14 protein-coding genes and 1 pseudogene are annotated in these 17,266 nt (G+C 61.9%); 9 read left to right on the top strand and 6 right to left on the bottom strand.

Annotation, left to right across the window (positions count from 1 at the left end; all coding sequences use genetic code 11):
• Nucleotides 1–4: 4 nt before the first annotated feature.
• From ACODR6_RS23650 to ACODR6_RS23635, 4 genes are all read right to left on the bottom strand, one after another.
• Nucleotides 5–1,012 (bottom strand): acyltransferase family protein, encoded by a 1,008-nt coding sequence (locus ACODR6_RS23650; protein ID WP_489024737.1) that lies wholly within the window; start codon nt 1,010–1,012, stop codon nt 5–7.
• Between the two features lie 47 nt (nt 1,013–1,059).
• A complete protein-coding gene (locus ACODR6_RS23645; protein WP_199627714.1) occupies nt 1,060–2,325 on the bottom strand; it encodes an O-antigen ligase family protein in 1,266 nt (421 codons plus the stop codon).
• A gap of 13 nt (nt 2,326–2,338) precedes the next feature.
• Nucleotides 2,339–3,604: a polysaccharide biosynthesis/export family protein gene (locus ACODR6_RS23640; RefSeq protein WP_489024735.1), complete on the bottom strand. Its 1,266-nt coding sequence runs from the start codon at nt 3,602–3,604 to the stop codon at nt 2,339–2,341.
• 75 nt (nt 3,605–3,679) lie between these two features.
• Complete coding sequence (locus ACODR6_RS23635; protein WP_130284044.1) at nt 3,680–4,360, bottom strand: sugar transferase; 681 nt, start codon at nt 4,358–4,360, stop codon at nt 3,680–3,682.
• 785 nt (nt 4,361–5,145) lie between these two features.
• Here ACODR6_RS23635 and ACODR6_RS23630 point away from each other — a divergent pair.
• Complete coding sequence (locus tag ACODR6_RS23630; RefSeq protein WP_489024732.1) at nt 5,146–5,430, top strand: exopolysaccharide production repressor protein; 285 nt, start codon at nt 5,146–5,148, stop codon at nt 5,428–5,430.
• Nucleotides 5,431–5,540: 110 nt separating this feature from the next.
• Complete coding sequence (locus ACODR6_RS23625; RefSeq protein ID WP_489024730.1) at nt 5,541–6,539, top strand: glycosyltransferase family 2 protein; 999 nt, start codon at nt 5,541–5,543, stop codon at nt 6,537–6,539.
• A gap of 3 nt (nt 6,540–6,542) precedes the next feature.
• Here ACODR6_RS23625 and ACODR6_RS23620 read toward each other — a convergent pair whose 3' ends face one another.
• Nucleotides 6,543–7,502 (bottom strand): glycosyltransferase family 2 protein, encoded by a 960-nt coding sequence (locus ACODR6_RS23620; RefSeq protein WP_489024728.1) that lies wholly within the window; start codon nt 7,500–7,502, stop codon nt 6,543–6,545.
• 532 nt (nt 7,503–8,034) lie between these two features.
• On the opposite strand from ACODR6_RS23620, the gene ACODR6_RS23615 reads away from it, so the two are divergent.
• The 7 genes and pseudogenes from ACODR6_RS23615 (at nt 8,035) to ACODR6_RS23585 (ending at nt 16,519) form a co-directional block, all read left to right on the top strand.
• Nucleotides 8,035–9,153 carry an acyltransferase family protein gene (locus ACODR6_RS23615; RefSeq protein WP_130284050.1) on the top strand — a complete coding sequence of 373 codons (1,119 nt, stop codon included), beginning with the start codon at nt 8,035–8,037 and terminating at the stop codon, nt 9,151–9,153.
• A gap of 3 nt (nt 9,154–9,156) precedes the next feature.
• Nucleotides 9,157–9,948: an endo-1,3-1,4-beta-glycanase ExoK gene (gene exoK / locus ACODR6_RS23610; protein WP_489024725.1), complete on the top strand. Its 792-nt coding sequence runs from the start codon at nt 9,157–9,159 to the stop codon at nt 9,946–9,948.
• An 81-nt stretch (nt 9,949–10,029) separates the two neighbouring features.
• A pseudogene (locus ACODR6_RS23605) lies at nt 10,030–11,172 on the top strand (glycosyltransferase family protein); the annotation flags it as partial.
• Nucleotides 11,173–11,232: 60 nt separating this feature from the next.
• Entirely contained in the window at nt 11,233–12,228 is a 996-nt protein-coding gene (locus tag ACODR6_RS23600; protein ID WP_489024901.1) for a glycosyltransferase family 2 protein, read from the top strand.
• The gene (locus ACODR6_RS23595) at nt 12,228–13,154 is read left to right on the top strand and encodes a glycosyltransferase family 2 protein (RefSeq protein ID WP_449099674.1); all 927 of its coding nucleotides are present in this window, start codon (nt 12,228–12,230) and stop codon (nt 13,152–13,154) included. The genes ACODR6_RS23600 and ACODR6_RS23595 overlap by 1 nt, the downstream gene beginning before the upstream one ends.
• Nucleotides 13,151–14,155: a glycosyltransferase family 2 protein gene (locus ACODR6_RS23590; protein WP_489024723.1), complete on the top strand. Its 1,005-nt coding sequence runs from the start codon at nt 13,151–13,153 to the stop codon at nt 14,153–14,155. The genes ACODR6_RS23595 and ACODR6_RS23590 overlap by 4 nt, the downstream gene beginning before the upstream one ends.
• A gap of 6 nt (nt 14,156–14,161) precedes the next feature.
• Nucleotides 14,162–16,519, top strand: coding sequence for a polysaccharide biosynthesis tyrosine autokinase (locus tag ACODR6_RS23585; protein WP_489024721.1), 2,358 nt, complete (start codon nt 14,162–14,164; stop codon nt 16,517–16,519).
• Here the strand turns inward: ACODR6_RS23585 and ACODR6_RS23580 are convergent, their stop codons facing one another.
• Nucleotides 16,520–17,257, bottom strand: coding sequence for a metallophosphoesterase (locus ACODR6_RS23580; RefSeq protein ID WP_489024899.1), 738 nt, complete (start codon nt 17,255–17,257; stop codon nt 16,520–16,522).
• Nucleotides 17,258–17,266 lie beyond the last annotated feature (9 nt).

Here is a 17,266-nt window from a genome sequence, read left to right as displayed (position 1 = left end):
GATATCAGGAGGGGCGCCGCTGCAGATCGCGGCGCTTCAGGCCTTCGCCGGAAAAGACCTTCCGCAGCGGTTTTTCGATCAGCTCGTAGGCCGCAACCCCGGTGATCGTGCCGCCGACGATGGCGCCGAGCAGCGTCAGTCCACCGTCAAGGCCGAGGATTTCCGCCGCCTTGACGGCAACCGAAATCGTCAGCGTATGCCACAGATAGATCGAGTAGGAGGCATCGCCGAGATAGGTGAGAACCGGCACCCGGCCGATGCTGCCGCCGGTTTCCAGCGACACCATGCCGAAGACCAGCGCCATGGCGAGCGGCCCGCAGATGAACTCGTCGAACTCCGCGCCCATCAGGTAGATCGCCGCAAAGCCGCAAAGAGCGGCGCCGACGCAGGCAAGCCCGAGGCTCGTCCCCGCAACCTTGCGCCGCAGCCAGAGCTCGGCGATGAAGACGCCGCCGAGGAATTCGAGAATGATCGGCCGCGTATAGGTGGCGAGCGCCGCCGACTGCGGATCCCAGATGAGACCAGCGGTGAAGAACAGCCCGAAGACCACCGTCAGGAACAGCAGGCGCCAGGCGCGCGGCAGGAACAGCGCGCCGGCAAAGAGCACATAGAAGAACATCTCGAAATTCAGCGTCCAGCCCTGCACCAGCACCGGCCAGATCTCGCCGGTGCTCGGTGATCGCACCGGAATGAAGAACAGCGAGCCGAGCAGATGGCCGGCGCTGAGCTGCAGATTCGGGAAGAGCCCGGCGATCGCGCCCGCGACCATGATGCCGGTCACCAGCCAGTAGGACGGCGCAATGCGCTTAAGGCGGTCGAGCAGGAAGCGCTGCGGCGTCACCGGCCGCCGGTCGCTGATCACCCACATGATGAAACCCGAAATGACGAAGAACACGTCAACGCCCGCCGCGCCGATGGCGAAATGGCCACCGGTGCGCTCGGCCGCGTGGAACACCACGACCGCAAGCGCCGCAAAGGCACGCAAATACTGGATCCCGTAGAGGGTCTTCATGCAGTTTCCTCATGATGCCGCGAGACTGCGGCGGGGCAATGAAATGATCAGGAATGTGCAGCAGGTATGGATTCGTAGCGCCGCAGCTCGGCCATCGCCGAGCGCTTCCGCGCCCCGGCGAGCTTGCCCGCCGTGTAGTAAAGCAGGAAGGTGCCGACATTATACGGCGTCAGCACGTCGATCTCGACGAAGGAGCGGATCGTCAGCAGCACGGCAATGCCGAGCAGCAGATAGGACTCGTCGTTGCGCACGTCCTCGATGACGCGGCGCAGATGGCCCCAGATCATCGCCAGGATCGTACCGGCGAGGATGAGGACACCGGTCAGGCCGAGCTCCACGGCCGTTTCGATATAGGTATTGTGGAAGTGGAAGCCGCTGCGCGAGCCGATGAAGAACTCTTCCCAGAGACGCTCCGGCTCCGAGAAGCCCTGCACCCAATAGGCCTGATAGCCGATGCCGACGGCCGGGTTCTGTTTCCAGGCCTCGATGCCCTGCTGCCAGAGATAGGTGCGGCCCGTCAGCGTCGAATCCTTGCCGAACAGCCCCAACACCAGATCGACGACGCCGAGATAGACGCTCGCCACGATCAGGATGATCGCCGCGACACCGCCGCCGATGACGAGCAGTTTGCGCTGGTTTGGCGACAGGAACAGCACGCCGCGCAACCCGATCAGCAGCGCGACGATGACGGCGGTGGTTAGCACCGACGTTGCCGATTGCGAGGCGAGAAGGCAGTATGCGGCCATCAGCCCGACAGCGCCCGACACCATCATCCACAGCCGCCGCTCGCCATAGATAAAGACGGCGGCGAAGGCAAAGATGATGCCGATCGAGGCATAGAACCCAAGCTGGTTCTTCGAGGCAAACGCGCCGACGAAGCTGTATGTCCCGTCGAGCGGATCATATTCGTAATAGCCGAACAGGATCGAATAGAGCAGCACGACCGCCGCACCCGCCACCGCGCCAAGCGTCAGCGTGCGGACATCGACGGTGCGCACCGCGATCAGCGCGCAGAGCACCTGCGTGAAATACTGGATGCTGGCGCGCATCGAAACGCTCGGCACCTGCGACCAGAACACGGAGAGAAAGGCGAAAGCGGCGAAGGCATAGAGCCAGACGAACTTGCTGTGACTGCCGAGCACCTTCTTGTAGTCGACGGCGATCAGCGGCAGCCAGAGCGCATAGTACAGCAGGATCGCCGCCTGCCCGAAACGGATCGAATAGGCAAAGCAGAACATCGAGAGCGCGACCGCCGGAATGGCATAGGCCGCGTTCACGCCCGGAGTAATAATTGCCGATTTGGCGATCCGCATGCGGTCTCCGCTTCTATCGCATCGCGACCCCGGCCGTGACCTTGATCAGGTCGCCCGGCTCGAGGGCCATGTTCTCCTGCACCGGAATTTCCTTCGACTGCCCGTCGACTTCGCGGACGATCGAATAGTTGATATTCGCGGCATTCTCGGGGTCGAAGCGCGCTGCATCGCTCGATTGCGCCAGCGCTTCCGACATCAGCGCGCCGCTGGTCGAGAGTTTCAGGTTGAGCGTGTCGAGATCGGATTCGGTGTCCTGCAGCTCCTGGGCAAGCTTGGCGTCCCAGTCGTTGCGCAGCGTGATCTCGTCCTGGTTGGCCTTGCTGATATCCTGCTTGGCCTTCAGTGAATTGGTATCGATATCGAGAAGCGTTGCCTCGATATCGGCGGCGCGCTGTTCCGCCGTCAGTTTGCGGGCGCTGAGCGCCAAACCCTTTTCGGCAAGATTCTCGATCTTGTCGCGGTCTTCCTTGGCGAGTTCGAGCTGACGCGTCTGCGTTTCGGTCTTCTTCGCCAGAGATTCGATTTCGGCCTGCAGCAGCGATTTCAGGTCGTCGAGCGCCTGAAGCTGCAGCGTCAGCCGCTTCTTGCGCGTATCCTTCAACGCCGCTTCGCTGGCCATCAAGGCTTTGCCATCCGGCAGATCCTTGAGTTCCGCCGGCATGTCGATGGCATCGCTGTTCTGCGTCTCGGCCTGCAGACGGGCGCGGCGCGCAATCAGCCGGTTCTTCTCCGAGGTGTAGACGACAGCGTCACCCTTGGCATTGATGAAGTCGCGCGCAAAGCGCTGGCCGGCGTCGGCGCGGCGAAGTCCGCCCGCAAGGCTCACGGCTTTGACCACCGTGAGATTGGGCGCGAACGGATATTCGCCGGGCTTTTCGACATCGCCTGTCAGAAACACGGGACGGAACTCGGCAAGTTCAACAGATGCCGAGGGCCGGTCCTTGAGACCGAACTGCTTTTGCAGTGCGGTACCGATTTCCTGCGCGATCGCGTCCGTCGTCTTTCCAGAGGCTGGGAGGTCGCCAATGAACGGCAGCGAGAGGCTGCCCGACGGGCCGATCGAGTAATCGCCGCTGACCACGGACCAGTCGCGGATCGCGCCCTCCGCCGTCTGCCATTCGGCAACGCGGATGCGCAGCTTGTCCATCGTGCCGAGCTGATAGTCGGCAGCGCCGGCAAGTCCGGCTGAGCCGATCAGAACACCAAAGCCCGCCACGATGGCGAGACTGGAGGTAATGGACCGGCGTGCCGTGAGGCGGCGAAAAAGGAAATCTTTCATTCAGTCTTCCTCGTGAATTTGCACGGCAAGCCAATCGGCGGCACCGTGCGAACGTATCGAGCTGTGGAAGCGGCGTTAGTAGCTACCGCGCTGCATGCAGACGGCAGGGATCGTCCGGGCGATGATCATGACGTCACGCGTCAGAGACCAGTTTTCGACATAGTGGGTGTCGAAGGCGACACGCGTGGCATAGGAGACGTCGTTGCGTCCGCTGATCTGCCACAGGCCGGTGAGGCCGGGACGTGCCTGAAGATAGAAGACGGCCGAAGACTCATAGAGCTCCAGTTCGTCACGTACGACGGGACGCGGCCCGACGACGCTCATTTCGCCGCGAATGATATTGATGAGCTGCGGAAGCTCATCAAGGCTGAGCTTGCGAAGCACGCTGCCGATCACGGTCACCCGCGGATCGTCCTGCAGCTTGCGGGTCGCACGCCACTCGTCCATTGCCTTCGGATTGTTACGCAGGTGCTCCTGCAGCACCCTGTCACCGTCGGTGACCATGGTGCGGAACTTCAGGCAACGGAATTCCTGTCCGTTATGTCCGATACGGCGATGACCATAGAAGGCCGGCCCCTTATCGGAGAGTTTGACGAGCAGCATCACCATCAGGAAAATCGGGCTCAGGAAAACGAGGCCGAGTGATGCAGCAGTAATATCGAATGCGCGCTTCATGATCCCGCCTGTCGGCGGAAACACGTTTGCATGAACCACGCCAAAGAATGGCGTACTGTCCGATCTCGTCGCAGACTTCATAGAGTTAACTCCACTTATGTTTGCCGTTTGGTCGGTATGCCCAGGTCGCTGAGGTAGCGCTGACAGGTTCGGAGTGTATGGGCGGATTTTGTTTTTTTAAGCCACAATTTGAAGACGGGTGTGTAACAGGGGGCTTTTGGAAACCGTGTTCACCTTTTTCTTTCTTTAGGATTAGCTCAAATTAATATGCAAAGCATGCAATGTTTCCGTCTAAGTCGGCTGCACTGCACTAATGCCGTCGGAGTTTGCTTTGCGCTGCAAAAAGACTGAAGAACAAATCCTTTCGGGAAATTCGAAAAGCATTTGCAAAAAGCCCGTGGCCACTATCGCGAGTACCGAAATGTTATTTGCGCGTAGCCGCATATATTGCGTCGCACCATCCATTTTGCACTGCACACTCAAATCGTTTTAGATGAAATCTTTGTAATAAAAGTTGAACGCATAGAGCTCTCAGGCGTTGTCCTGACAATGCAAATGTGGCGCGAGCCGAGGCGTGCAATGCCCCATTGCAGACAACCTTGGGTAAGGTTTTGCCCTTTTCTGACGTACGGCCCGCAAATCGCATGGTTACCGGCCGTCCGGCGATTTTAGGCAAAGCTGGGAGGAAATCTTAAGCGGAGCACTGTAGAAAACCTGCAACGGCCTACGAAAGATTGAAGGTACTAATGCTTTCGTTCTGTTGAAACTCAGGGCCTGCTAAAATATATCGAGTAAAGGGTCCTTAGGAGGAAGCCCGAGTTCAGTGACTGTTCATTGAACCAACCTCCTAAAGGGAGGCAAACGTCATGTATGCACCTCGCGTTTTCGTTAGCATGATCGGCGCGCTCGCCGTTTTTGCCGTGGCAACCTATGTGTTGAACGGTTCCCTGACGACGACTCTCATACAAACGGCGACCTGCGCGGTTCTCCTGCAGATAGGCTACTTCGGTGGCGTGCTTTTCCTCGTGTGGAAGGAAGCGCGTGCGCGCAATGCCGCCAAGGGCATGTCATCCGCCCTGGCGCCGGCGCGTGACGACAAGGACAAGATCCCGGTCAGCCCCTTCAACAATTCCGAGCCGTTCAATCAGTAAGCGGCCCTCGCCTGGGCCGTCCCGGGCGGCGTAACATCTTTTGAAGACCTCTCGCATTGCCCCCGCGGCGCTGGCGTCCTAACTGTTGCGGCAACAACGGAGGGCACGACGTGGTTGCAAGCGTATGCGTGATCATCGCCGCCAAAAACGCGGCTGATACGATCGGACTGGCCGTCAATTCGGCTTTGCGCGAGAGGGAAGTGGCCGAAGTCGTCGTCATAGACGACGGCTCCAGCGACGGCACGGCCGATGCGGCGCGCGCCGCGGATGATGCGAGCGGACGGCTGAACGTCGTCTCCTTCGAAAAGAATCGTGGCCCCTCGGCAGCCCGCAATCATGCGATCGATATCTCCACCGCGCCGCTGATCGCCATCCTCGATGCCGACGACTTCTTCTTCGCCGGCCGCTTCAGCCGCATGCTGGCCGAAGACGACTGGGATTTCGTCGCCGACAACATCGCCTTCGTCGATTCGGAAACGGTGACGCGCGCCCCCGAGCAGCTCGACCGTTTTCCCGACCGTCCCCTCTTCCTCGATCTCGTCGCCTTCGTCGACGGCAACATCTCCAAGCGCGGCGTGCGCCGTGGCGAGATCGGCTTCCTGAAGCCGGTCATGCGCCGCAGCTTCCTCGATGCGCACAAGCTGCGCTACCGCGAGGAGATGCGTCTCGGCGAGGATTACGAGCTCTATGTCCGCGCGCTCGCAAACGGCGCCCGCTACAAGGTGATCCATTCCTGCGGCTATGGCGCGGTCGTGCGCGGCAACTCGCTGAGCGGCAGCCACCGCACCGACGACATCCGCAAGCTCTATGAGGCCGATCGCGCGATCCTCGCCTCCTGCAAGCTGACAGCGGAAGATGCGGCGGCCGTGCGCCGTCACGAAAGCCATGTGCGCGGCAAATACGAGCTGCGCCATTTCCTCGATGTGAAGAAGCAGTCCGGCCCGGCAGCGGCGCTAGGCTATGCGCTCGCCAATCCGGGTGCCGTCCCGGCGATCGCCGGCGGCATCTTCATGGACAAGACCGAGCGCTTCCGCAGTCCCGGCGGCGTCGAGATCGCGACGCGTGGTGCCGGCGGCCTGCGCTACCTGCTCCCCTCGCCGGCCGACTGACGGCTATTTCGAGAACTTGCCACCCGCGAGCTTGAAGGCGCTGGCAAACAGCGCCGGATCGCGGCATGCCCAGTGGAACAGCAGGCGGAAATCCGGCAGGCGCGCCTTGCGCATCCGCTTCGCCTGGCTCCACAGCGCCATCTTGCGCGCCCGCGTCTTGTAATCCTTGATCGTCGAGATCTCCTTCGGCCGCGCCGCGAAGCGCGTTTCCAGCCGGTCGAGCGCCATCCAGGTGATGAACTGCTGCTTCAGGAACTGCGGCGATTCGTTATCGACGCCGTGGAAGATGTTGATGCCCTCGCCGCGCAGTGCCCCCGCCTCGCCGCAGAGCAGCACCTGGCGGGCCGCCAGCATGCAATCGCAGAAGAACAGCACGTCCTCGGCCGCGAGCCGCAGCGCCGCGTCGAAGCGCACCGTCTCGATCAGCGGCCGGCCGATCACCATGCAGGACATGTGCAGGAAGGCCCAGTTCTTCAGCATGACGCCGGCGATATCCGGCAGCTCGATGATCAGCGGCGCATCCGCGAGCCGGTGCGCCCCCTCGCTCTTTTCGAGATCGGCGATGCCGAAATGATAGTCGAATTCCTCGCCGCCATGGATCGACGCCCAATAGCAATCGCCATCGAAGCTCTGCATCGCCGAATAGGCGTTCTGCAGATGGTCGGGCGTCCAGATATCGTCCGAATCGAGGAAGGCGGCGTAGCGGCTGGCAGCCGGGACATTGTCGAGGCCGGTATTGCGGGCGCCGCCCGGTCCGGCATTCGCCTGGCGGATGACGGTGATTCTCGACCGCTCCTCGGCGCCGAGCGGCTTCAATTCGTCTTCTGCCGGATAGGGCGACTGGTCGTCGACCACGAGAACATCGAAATCCCTGTAGGTCTGCGCAAAGACCGAAGCCAGCGCCCGCCGCAGGATACCGTCCTCGCGCTGGCAAAACGGGATGATGATCGTAAAGGTCGCCATTCTTTCTCCTGACAGGCCAGAGCGGTGAGTACGCATCTAGCGCCGGATCATCCGGGGGCAAGTTGCTGCGCCGCAGCATGATGAAGGGCATTCCGGCCGAAATTTGTCAAAGGCAGACATCAGCGATACCAGCGGCGGCTGTGCCGATTAGACCCAAATGGGGGTGATCCGAACACATTTCAGCCGCAATCCGGGCCTGCGCATTGTAACAAAACACAGGACATCCTTCACTAAAGCGGAAAAACTTTTCCGCGCGGGTCACGCTTCTCAACAGGCGGAAACGTTTTATGATCACTTTCGGAAATACATTGGCGCAAAGGCCCTGCAGCATATTTGCAACTGCCGTTACGGCACCCGACACGCCATGGTAGCTGCGATTTCGCTCCGTTACAAAACGAGACTCGCGATCACTTTTTGCTGCAGTGCCATATTTTCTTCCGGCAAAACGCTCTAGCTTTTCGTCTGCGGGCCAGAGTCTGCTCTTTGAAACGGCTGCAGGGGAGGTGCAGCTCCAACAGGGGTGACAGATAACGTGAACGTTGACGCTAACGTATCCTCGCGGATCAACCTGATGCGCATCGTGCTCATTTCGGGCATTGTGTTCGTCCACATACCATTCGACCCTGCGAATACGCCGTTCAATGGAAACTACGGTTTCTTCGACTGGCTGCGGGTGTTCCTGAGCGAAGCGCTCTTCCGTGTCGGGGTCCCGTGCCTCAGCGCCATTTCCGGCTACCTGCTATTTCGCGGCGGGATGGAAGGCTTCAACTATACGAAAACGGTGCGCACCAAGGCGCAGACCGTCTTCCTGCCGTTCCTGATCTGGAACACGCTGTTTTTCATCGCGGTCCTGGCGATCCTCGCGGTCGGCATCGGCGATGGCTATGTCATCAGCCCCTATCAATCGAGCTTCCGCGAACTGCTCTCCCAGCTGTTTGCGGCGGAAGCCTTTCCGGCGAATATCCCGCTCTACTTCCTGCGCGATCTCTTCGTCTGCATCCTGATTTCGCCGATCCTCGCCTGGCTGGTGCGCCGCGCCCCGCTTCTGACGCTCTCGACGCTGCTGCTGCTGGCGCTCGTGCCGCAGTTGTCGCTCTACATCGTCATCAAGCGCTCGATCCTGTTCAGCTTCACCTTCGGCATCTATGCCAGCCTCTACAAGCTGGACATCAAGGCGCTCGACCGCTTCGCCCCGCTCGGCGTCTTCCTGCTCTTCGCATTGTCGGCGCTGCTGGCGACCGCGATCTATGCAACCGGCCCGTCGATGCCCGACTGGGTGGAACTGTCGCGCAATGCGCTGGCGATCGGCGGCGCCGCCGGCTTCTGGATGCTGTCGGCACTGCTGATCAAGACCTCGGTCGGCCAGCGCCTGTCGAAGACCGGGAGCCTAAGCTTCTGGATCTTCTGCGCCCACTACCCCCTGCTCATCCTGCTCTTCATGGTCTGGGGCAAGACGGGCGTCGATTTCTACCCGCTCTTCTTCTGCGGCTGCCTGCTGGTACTTTTCCCGCTGCTGGCGCTCTCGAACGGTCTGGTGCGCAGCAATGCGCCGAAGCTCTACGCCGTCCTGACCGGCGGCCGGACGAAGAAGGGTCCGCACTCCCCATCCCGCCGGGATATCCCGGCCGATTTCGTTCCACAGCAAAGGTGAGACATGACGACCACAATCGCCCATGCGCGACTGCTTTGGCTGACTTTGACTGCGGGTGCCGCCCTCGCCGGCGCCCTCCCCGCATCTGCCCAGCAGGCAACAGGCACATCCTTCGTCGATGACTTCGACAAGATCGACCGCAGCGTCTGGTACATTTCCGACGGCTGGAACAACGGCGCACACCAGAACTGCACCTGGTCGAAGAACCAGGTGAAGACCGAAGACGGAAAGCTGGAACTGGGCTTTGCCGAAGGCAAATCGAAGGACCGCAACTATCTCTGCGGCGAGATCCAGACCAAGAAGCGCTTCAGCTACGGCACCTACGAGGCCCGTATCAAGACCGCGACCGGCCCCGGCCTGAACTCGGCCTTCTTCACCTATATCGGCCCGGCCGACAAGCAGCAGCACGACGAGATCGATTTCGAGGTGCTCGGCAAGGATAGCGGCACCGTGCAGGTGAACCAGTATATCAAGGCCAAGGGCGGCAACGAGAAGCTGGTGCCGGTCGGCAAGCCCGCCGATCAGGGCTTCAACGACTATGCCTTCGTCTGGGAACAGAACCGCCTGCGCTACTACCTGAATGGCAAGCTGATTCAGGACGTCACGGATCCCAGCAAGATCCCGCAGAGCCCGCAGAAGATCTTCTTCAGCCTCTGGGGCACGGACATGCTGGCCGGATGGATGGGCAAGTTCGCCTACACCCAGCCGACGACGATGCAGATCGACCGGATCGCCTACACGGCGCCCGGCGACAAATGCCAGTTCCCGGAATCGATTGCCTGCACGCTCAACTGAGCGTGCATCCGGTCTCTTAGACTTGCCTAGCACACCCCCGAAACGGACTCCGGCAGAGCCGGTCTACGCACAGGAGCATTGATGCTGAAAGTCCTTTATCTGGTGCATGATCTGGCCGATCCGGCCGTGCGCCGCCGCGTGCTGATGCTGACCGAGGGCGGCGCTGCCGTCACCCTCGCCGGCTTCCGCCGCGGCGACAATGCACTTGCGGAGGTGAGCGGAGTAAAGCCGGTCGAGCTCGGCCGCACGGCGGACGGAAGGTTCGCCCAGCGTATAGGCGCGGTCGCCAAAACGGCAATCCGTCTGCGCGGACTGTTGAAGGGCGTCGAGCGACCCGATGTCATCATCGGCCGCAATCTGGAAGCGCTGGCCGTCGCCGATCGTGCGAGCGCAATCTTCGGCGGCGTGCCCGTCGTCTATGAATGCCTCGACATCCACCGCCTGCTCCTGAGCGACAAGGCACCGGGCAAGGCGCTGCGCCGGGCCGAGGCCCATTTCGGCCGCAACGCCCGCCTGATCCTGACGAGCTCGCCGGCCTTCATCGAAAACTACTTTGCCCCGAAATCGGCCCTGAAGGCGCCGATCGCGCTTCTGGAAAACAAGGTGCTCTCGCTGGCGGGAATGCCGCAGGCCACCTCGCTGCGCCTGCCGCCGCAACAGGGCGAGCCCTGGAAGATCGGCTGGTTCGGCGCGCTCCGCTGCCGCAAGTCGCTGAAACTGCTTGCCGATTTCACCCGCCGCATGGAAGGCCGCGTCGAGGTCATCCTGCGCGGACGCCCGGCCTATTCCGAATTCGAGGATTTCGACGCCTTCGTCGCGAACGAGCCCTATCTCAGCTTTCGCGGCCCCTACAAAAACCCGGAGGATCTCGCCGATATCTATGGCGAGGTGCATTTCTCCTGGGCGATCGACTTCTTCGAGGAGGGCCAGAACTCCTCCTGGCTGCTGCCGAACCGGCTCTATGAAGGCTGCCTCTATGGCAGCGTGCCGATCACCGTCGAGGGCACAGAGACCAATCGCTTCGTCGCATCGCGCGGTCTTGGCCTGACGCTCGGCGAACCATCCGCAGTCGCGCTGCAGGCGATGTTCGAGGGGCTGACGGCCGAGCATTACGGCGCGCTCTCCGCAGCGGTTTCAGCCACCGACCGCCGCACCTGGATGACCGACCGCGCCGATTGCCGCGCGCTGGTCGAAACGCTCTCCAATCTTGTTCCGGCCGCTGCCGAGGGGCGCGCCGCCGGTTCCGTTGTCCCTGCTCCCGCAGATCAAGAAGGGTTGACTGCAATGAAGACTGATGTTTGTTCCAGCGTCTCCAGCCTCATCATCATTCCCTGCCTGAACGAAGCAAAGCATATCGAGCCGCTGATCGAAAAGCTCGATCCGGCGCTCGATGAGCTCAATGCCCGCATCGTCGTTGCCGACGGCGGCAGCACCGACGGCACGCGCGAGATCGTCGCCCGCATCAGCGAGAGCGATCCGCGCATCATCCTGCTCGACAATCCGCGCCGGCTGCAGAGCGCCGCGATCAATCTCGCCGTCAACACCTTCGGCCGCGACTACGAATATTTCATCCGCATCGACGCGCATGGCGACTATCCGGACGATTACTGCCAGCGCCTCGTCGAGGAAGCCGAACTGACGGAAGCCGATTCCGTCGTCGTCGCCATGGAGACGGTCGGCTTCGGCATTTTCCAGAAGGCAACGGCCTTCGCCCAGAACTCCAAGCTCGGCAATGGCGGCTCCAAGCATCGCGAGGGCGCCGAGGGCCACTGGACCGATCACGGCCACCACGCGCTGATGCGCGTCAACGCCTTCGACACGGTCGGCGGCTACGACGAGACATTCAGCCATAATGAGGACGCGGAATTGGACTACCGTCTGAAAAAGGCGGGGTTCGGCATCTGGATGACCGACAAGACGCGGATGATCTACTATCCGCGTTCGAGCGTGAAGACGCTCTTCCGGCAATATCTCGGCTACGGCCGGGGACGCGCCAAGAACATCCTGAAGCATGGCAACTTGCCGAAGCTTCGTCAGATGCTGCCGCTTGCTGTCGTGCCGGTCTTCATCGGTGCGTTTCTTGCCGTGCTGAACTGGATCGCCGTGATCCCCTTCAGCCTGTGGGCAATCGCCTGCGTCGGCTACGGCTTCTGGATGGCCGTCGGCCAGCGCAATCCTTACGGGCCGCTCGCGGCCTTCTCGGCCATGGTGATGCATTTCGCCTGGTCGGCCGGTTTCTGGATGGAGCTCCTGAGCTTCCGCAACCGGAAGGTCTCCTGATGAAGGACCAGATCATGCAGATCGACATTGGTGTTTGCACATACCGGCGCGCGTCGCTGGACGAAGCCCTGCTTTCGCTCGCCGTCCTCGCCGTCCCCGAGAATGCCAGGCTGCGCATCATCGTTGCCGATAATGACCAGACCCGGAGCGCCGAGGGCCGCGTCGAGGCGCTGCGCTCGACCATTCCCCATGAGATCGCCTATGTGCATTGCCCGGCATCGAACATCTCGATCGCCCGCAACGCCTGCCTCGAAAATGCGACGGGCGACTACCTCGCCTTCATCGACGACGATGAGGACGCATCCGAGAACTGGCTGGTAGAGCTGCTGCACACGGCTGAAAAGAGCGGCGCCGATGCCGTGCTCGGCCCTGTCCGCAGCGTCTATTCGCAGACGGCCCCCGCCTGGATGCGTGAGGGCGATTTCCACTCCACCCTGCCCGTCTGGGTCGATGGCGAAATCCGCACCGGCTATACCTGCAATGTTCTGCTCAATCTGAATTCGCCGCGCGTCGCCGGCCGCCGCTTCAACCTTGCGCTCGGCAAGACCGGCGGTGAGGACACCGAATTCTTCAGCTACATGCATCACGACGGCGGCAAGATCGCCTTCGCGCCGGAAGCCCATGTCTATGAACCGGTTTCGGAAAACCGCGCCGGCCTCTCCTGGCTTGCCAAGCGCCGCTTCCGCTTCGGCCAGACGCATGGCCGCCTGTTGCAGGAAAAGAACAGCGGTTTCGCCCGCCTGAAGCATATCGGCCTCGCCACCGCCAAGGCCGGCTATTGCCTCGGTGTCGCGGCTGTCTGCGTCCTCGTTCCGGTTCCGCGCTATCGCTATGCGCTGCGCGGCACGATGCATATCGGCGTCGTCAGCGGGTTGCTCGGCGTTCGCGAAATCCGCCAATACGGCGCTGTCGAGGGGGCTGCATGAGCGAAAAGCTGCCCGACATCAGCTTTATCATTGCAGCCTACAATGCTGCCGAAACGCTGGACAAGGCGATCGGCAGCGGTTTGGCGCAGACGGATGTGACGGTGGAAATCATCGTCGCCGACGACTGCTCGAGCGATGCGACGCGTGCGGTCGCTGCTGCCTATGGCGGCAATGTCCGCCTCATCGCACTCGAAAAGAACGGCGGCCCCTCGGCAGCCCGCAATGCGGCGATCGATGCCGCGCGCGGCCGCTGGCTGGCGACCCTCGACGCCGACGACACGATCGAGCCGGATCGCCTGAAGCGCATGATCGCGCGCGCCGAAGCAGCGGGTGCCCAGATCGCCGTCGACAATATGCGGGTGATCCGCGCCGACGGCACGGCACCCGAAACCATGTTCTCGCCCGCCGCTCTCGCCACGACGCCGGAGCTGACGCTTGCGAATTTCATCCGCTCCAACGCACTGTTCCGCAACGAGCACAATTTCGGCTACCTGAAGCCGGTCTTCGAGCGCGCCTTTATCGAGCGGCATGGCCTGCGCTTCGATGAGAACCTGCGCATCGGCGAAGACTATCTCTTCCTCGCCTCCGCGATGGCGCTCGGCGCCACCTGCGTTTTCGAACCGGAGCCGGGCTACAACTATCACATCCGCGAGGGATCGATCTCCCGCGTCCTTCGTCTCGATCATATCGAGGCGATGATGGAAGGCGACCGCCGGTTTCTTGCCCGTCACAGCCTCGATGCCTCGGCAACGGCCGCCCATAAATTCCGTGCCCGCAGCCTCCGCCAGGCGCATGCCTTTCTCGAACTGGTCGAAAGCATCAAGCGCCGCTCCCTCTCGGGAGCGATCCGGGCGGCCTGGCGCGATCCGCTGGCCGTTGCCCATCTCAGAATGCCCATCGCAGTCCGTTTCAACCGCATGACGGCGGCCCTTCGCGGCGCTGCCGCTCAGAATACGGAAATCACAGTCACAGGCGGCGCTTCGCGCTCGCGCAAAGGATAAGAGCCCATGAATCAACGAAACCTGACCCTGCACAGCACAGTTCCGAAGGCCCCTGACGATTCCGATAGCTTTATCGACATCGATCGCCTGATCGCCATTGTGATCCGCCGGGCCGGTTCGATTGCGCTCTGCGTTGCCGCACTTGTGGCAGTCGCCGCCGTCTACCTGCTGTTTGCGACCCCGCAATATACCTCGATGACGCAGATCCTGCTGGATGACAGCATGACCAAATATGCCGAGGATCAGGCGCCCGCCGCCAGCTCCCAGCAGGTCGACATGCAGATCGCCAGCGCCGTCGAAATCCTGAAATCGACCGAACTGGCGCTGCGCGTCGTCGACGCCCAGAACCTCTCGGAAAACCAGACGATTCTCGATCCCGGCCAGGGTCCCGTCGATCTCGTCAAATCCGGCCTCAAGGTCGTCGTCAGCGCATTGACGCCAGGCGGCCCGCCGGTCTCCGACGACGACGCCAAGGAAGGCCGCCGCCAGAAGGCTGCCGCCTTGCTGCAGCAGGCGCTCAACGTTTCGCGCGTTACCCGCAGCTCGGTCATCGCGGTCTCCTTCCGCTCGACCGACAAGCTGCTCGCCGCGCGCATCACCAAGGCCTATGCCGACGCCTATCTGAACGACACGCTGAACGCCAATTTCGACGCCACCGAACGCGCCTCCGTCTGGCTGCAGGAGCGCCTCGCCGACCTGCGCAACCGCTCTCAGGAAGCCGCACTCGACGTCGCCAAGTTCAAGAGCCAGAACGGCCTGACCTCGGCCAACGGCGAACTGATGTCCGAGCAGCAGCTCGCCGACCTCAACAAGCAGCTGATCGTCGCCCAGGCCGATACCGCCAGCGCCTCGGCCCGCTACAACCAGTTCAAGTCGATCGTCGATCAGGGACCGGAAGGCGCCGTCAACAATGCCGCGATCTCGTCCGGCCAGACCGACAATTCGGTGATCCAGGACCTGCGCACGCGCTACATCAATGTCAGCCGCCGCGAAGCTGAGATCACCACCAATTTCGGCGCCGACCACCCGCAGGCTGTCCAGCTGCGTTCCGAAAAGGAAGACCTGACCCGCCAGATCTTCCAGGAACTGCAGCAGCTGACCTCAAGCTATCGCAACGAATTCGAAGTGGCCCGCTCGCGCGAAGCATCGTTGCGCCAGAACATCGATCATCTGACGGGCAAGAACTCCGAATCCAACGAGTCGGTCGTCAAGCTCAACGATCTGGAACAGCGCTCAACGGCGCTGAAGACGCTCTACGAATCCTACCTCGCCCGCTACGAGCAGGCGTCGCAGCAGCAGTCCTTCCCGATCGCCAAGGCCCGCGTCATCTCCGAGGCCGGCGTTCCGGCATCGCCCTCCAGCCCGAAGAAGACCATGACGCTCGGTCTCGCCATCGTGCTCGGCCTCATGGCCGGCGGCGCTCTGACGGCGTTCCAGGAATTCCGCGAACGCTTCTTCCGCGTCGAAGGCGATGTGCGCACGATTCTCGGCCTGAAATTCCTCGGCTACCTGCCGCTGGTCGGCAAGCCACCGAAGGAGCGCAAGGTCTTCAAGCCACGCAAGGAGCCCCTACCCAAGCCGGTGGAGACGGTGGCCGATGACGGCGCCAGCTTCGAGCGCATCATGCGCATCGTCCTCGAAGCGCCGCGCTCGGTCTTTGCCGAAACGCTGCGCAACGCCAAGCTCGCCAGCGACGTGATGTTCCAGGGCAAGTCGGACCGCGTCATTGGCGTCGTCTCAGCGCTGCCCGGCGAAGGCAAGTCGACGACGGCGGCGAACTTCGCCGCACTGCTCGCCTCCAGCGGCAAGCGCACGCTGCTGATCGACGCCGACCTTCGCAATCCCGGCCTGACCCGCATGCTGAAGCAGCCACCGGAAAAAGGCCTCGTCGAAGCCGTGCTCGGCGAAATCCCGTGGGCAAGCGCCGTCAAGGTCGACAACCGCACCAAGCTGGCGATCCTGCCGGTCGTTTCCAACGACAACCTGATGCATACGAGCGAGCTGCTCGCATCGCAGGGCATGTTCAACCTGATGGAAAATGCCCGCAAGATGTTCGACTATGTCGTCGTCGACCTGGCGCCGCTCGGCCCCGTCATCGACGCCAAGGCTTTTGCACCGCAGGTGGACGGCTTCCTGTTCGTCACCGAATGGGGCCAGACGCCGACGACGGTCGTCCGCGACATCCTGAACGCCGAACCGCAGATCAAGCAGAAAGTGCTCGGCGTCATCCTCAACAAGACGGATATGTCTGAGCTCAGCAAGTTCAGCAATTTCGGCGGTACCGAACGCTACCGCCAGAAATATGTGAGCTATTATACCGAGGAAATGCCGCGCAAGCCGGAGCCGGCGGAAACCAACGCCTGATCAGGTGGAGAAAATGTGGACCTGACCGCGCCAGAACCTGGCGACGGTCAGTCTGCCGCTCTTGAAGGCCCGGGTGTCGAGATTGAGCCGCATCGGCTGGATATCGGGCTCGGGCACCGGCGTGTGGCCGTGCACCACGAATTTCGGCAGCGACCGGTCGGCATAGAAGAAGCGGTCGCGGATGAAGACCAGGTCCTCGTCGCTCTGCATGCTGAGCGGCACTCCGGGATCGATCCCGGCATGGACGAAGAGGATGTCCGGCGTATCCGCGCAAATCGGCATGTCGCGCATGAAATCGATATGCGACTTCGGCAGCGACTGGCGAATGAAGGTGTCGAGCTTCGAGGTCGTCGGGAAGATCAGCGGCAGATGATCGGGATCGAGCCCATAGGACCGCAGCAGCGCATCGGCGCCCATCCGCATCCATTCGGTGTAGGAAATCTTGCCGTCGATATAATCGAGCATCATGATTTCGTGATTGCCGGTCAGGCAGATGCGATCAAAATTCTCCGGAGGCGGCATCATCAGATGCGAAATCACCTGCGCCGAGGACGGACCGCGGTCGATATAGTCGCCGAGCGTGATGATCAGCTTGCGGCCCGGAAGGCGCGCCGCATCCCTGATGATCGTATGCTCCGCCATCTCCAGAAGGTCATGGCGGCCGTGGATATCCCCGATTGCATAGATCGGCATGTCGCCTGGATCGAATTGGAGGCGCTGCCGGGCTGGCGGTGACATGGTCTGAAC

The organism is Rhizobium sp. FG96, from assembly GCF_057808655.1.
This window is presented reverse-complemented; position numbering and strand designations above follow the sequence as displayed.

Bases quoted from the DNA above. Each gene is read 5' to 3' on its own strand.
- ACODR6_RS23585 (WP_489024721.1), top strand. From the start codon at position 14,162: ATGAATCAACGAAACCTGACCCTGCACAGCACAGTTCCGAAGGCCCCT.
- ACODR6_RS23580 (WP_489024899.1), bottom strand. From the start codon at position 17,257: ATGTCACCGCCAGCCCGGCAGCGCCTCCAATTCGATCCAGGCGACATG.
- ACODR6_RS23590 (WP_489024723.1), top strand. From the start codon at position 13,151: ATGAGCGAAAAGCTGCCCGACATCAGCTTTATCATTGCAGCCTACAAT.
- ACODR6_RS23630 (WP_489024732.1), top strand. From the start codon at position 5,146: ATGTATGCACCTCGCGTTTTCGTTAGCATGATCGGCGCGCTCGCCGTT.
- exoK (WP_489024725.1), top strand. From the start codon at position 9,157: ATGACGACCACAATCGCCCATGCGCGACTGCTTTGGCTGACTTTGACT.
- ACODR6_RS23600 (WP_489024901.1), top strand. From the start codon at position 11,233: ATGAAGACTGATGTTTGTTCCAGCGTCTCCAGCCTCATCATCATTCCC.
- ACODR6_RS23650 (WP_489024737.1), bottom strand. From the start codon at position 1,012: ATGAAGACCCTCTACGGGATCCAGTATTTGCGTGCCTTTGCGGCGCTT.
- ACODR6_RS23640 (WP_489024735.1), bottom strand. From the start codon at position 3,604: ATGAAAGATTTCCTTTTTCGCCGCCTCACGGCACGCCGGTCCATTACC.
- ACODR6_RS23595 (WP_449099674.1), top strand. From the start codon at position 12,228: ATGAAGGACCAGATCATGCAGATCGACATTGGTGTTTGCACATACCGG.
- ACODR6_RS23645 (WP_199627714.1), bottom strand. From the start codon at position 2,325: ATGCGGATCGCCAAATCGGCAATTATTACTCCGGGCGTGAACGCGGCC.
- ACODR6_RS23635 (WP_130284044.1), bottom strand. From the start codon at position 4,360: ATGAAGTCTGCGACGAGATCGGACAGTACGCCATTCTTTGGCGTGGTT.
- ACODR6_RS23620 (WP_489024728.1), bottom strand. From the start codon at position 7,502: ATGGCGACCTTTACGATCATCATCCCGTTTTGCCAGCGCGAGGACGGT.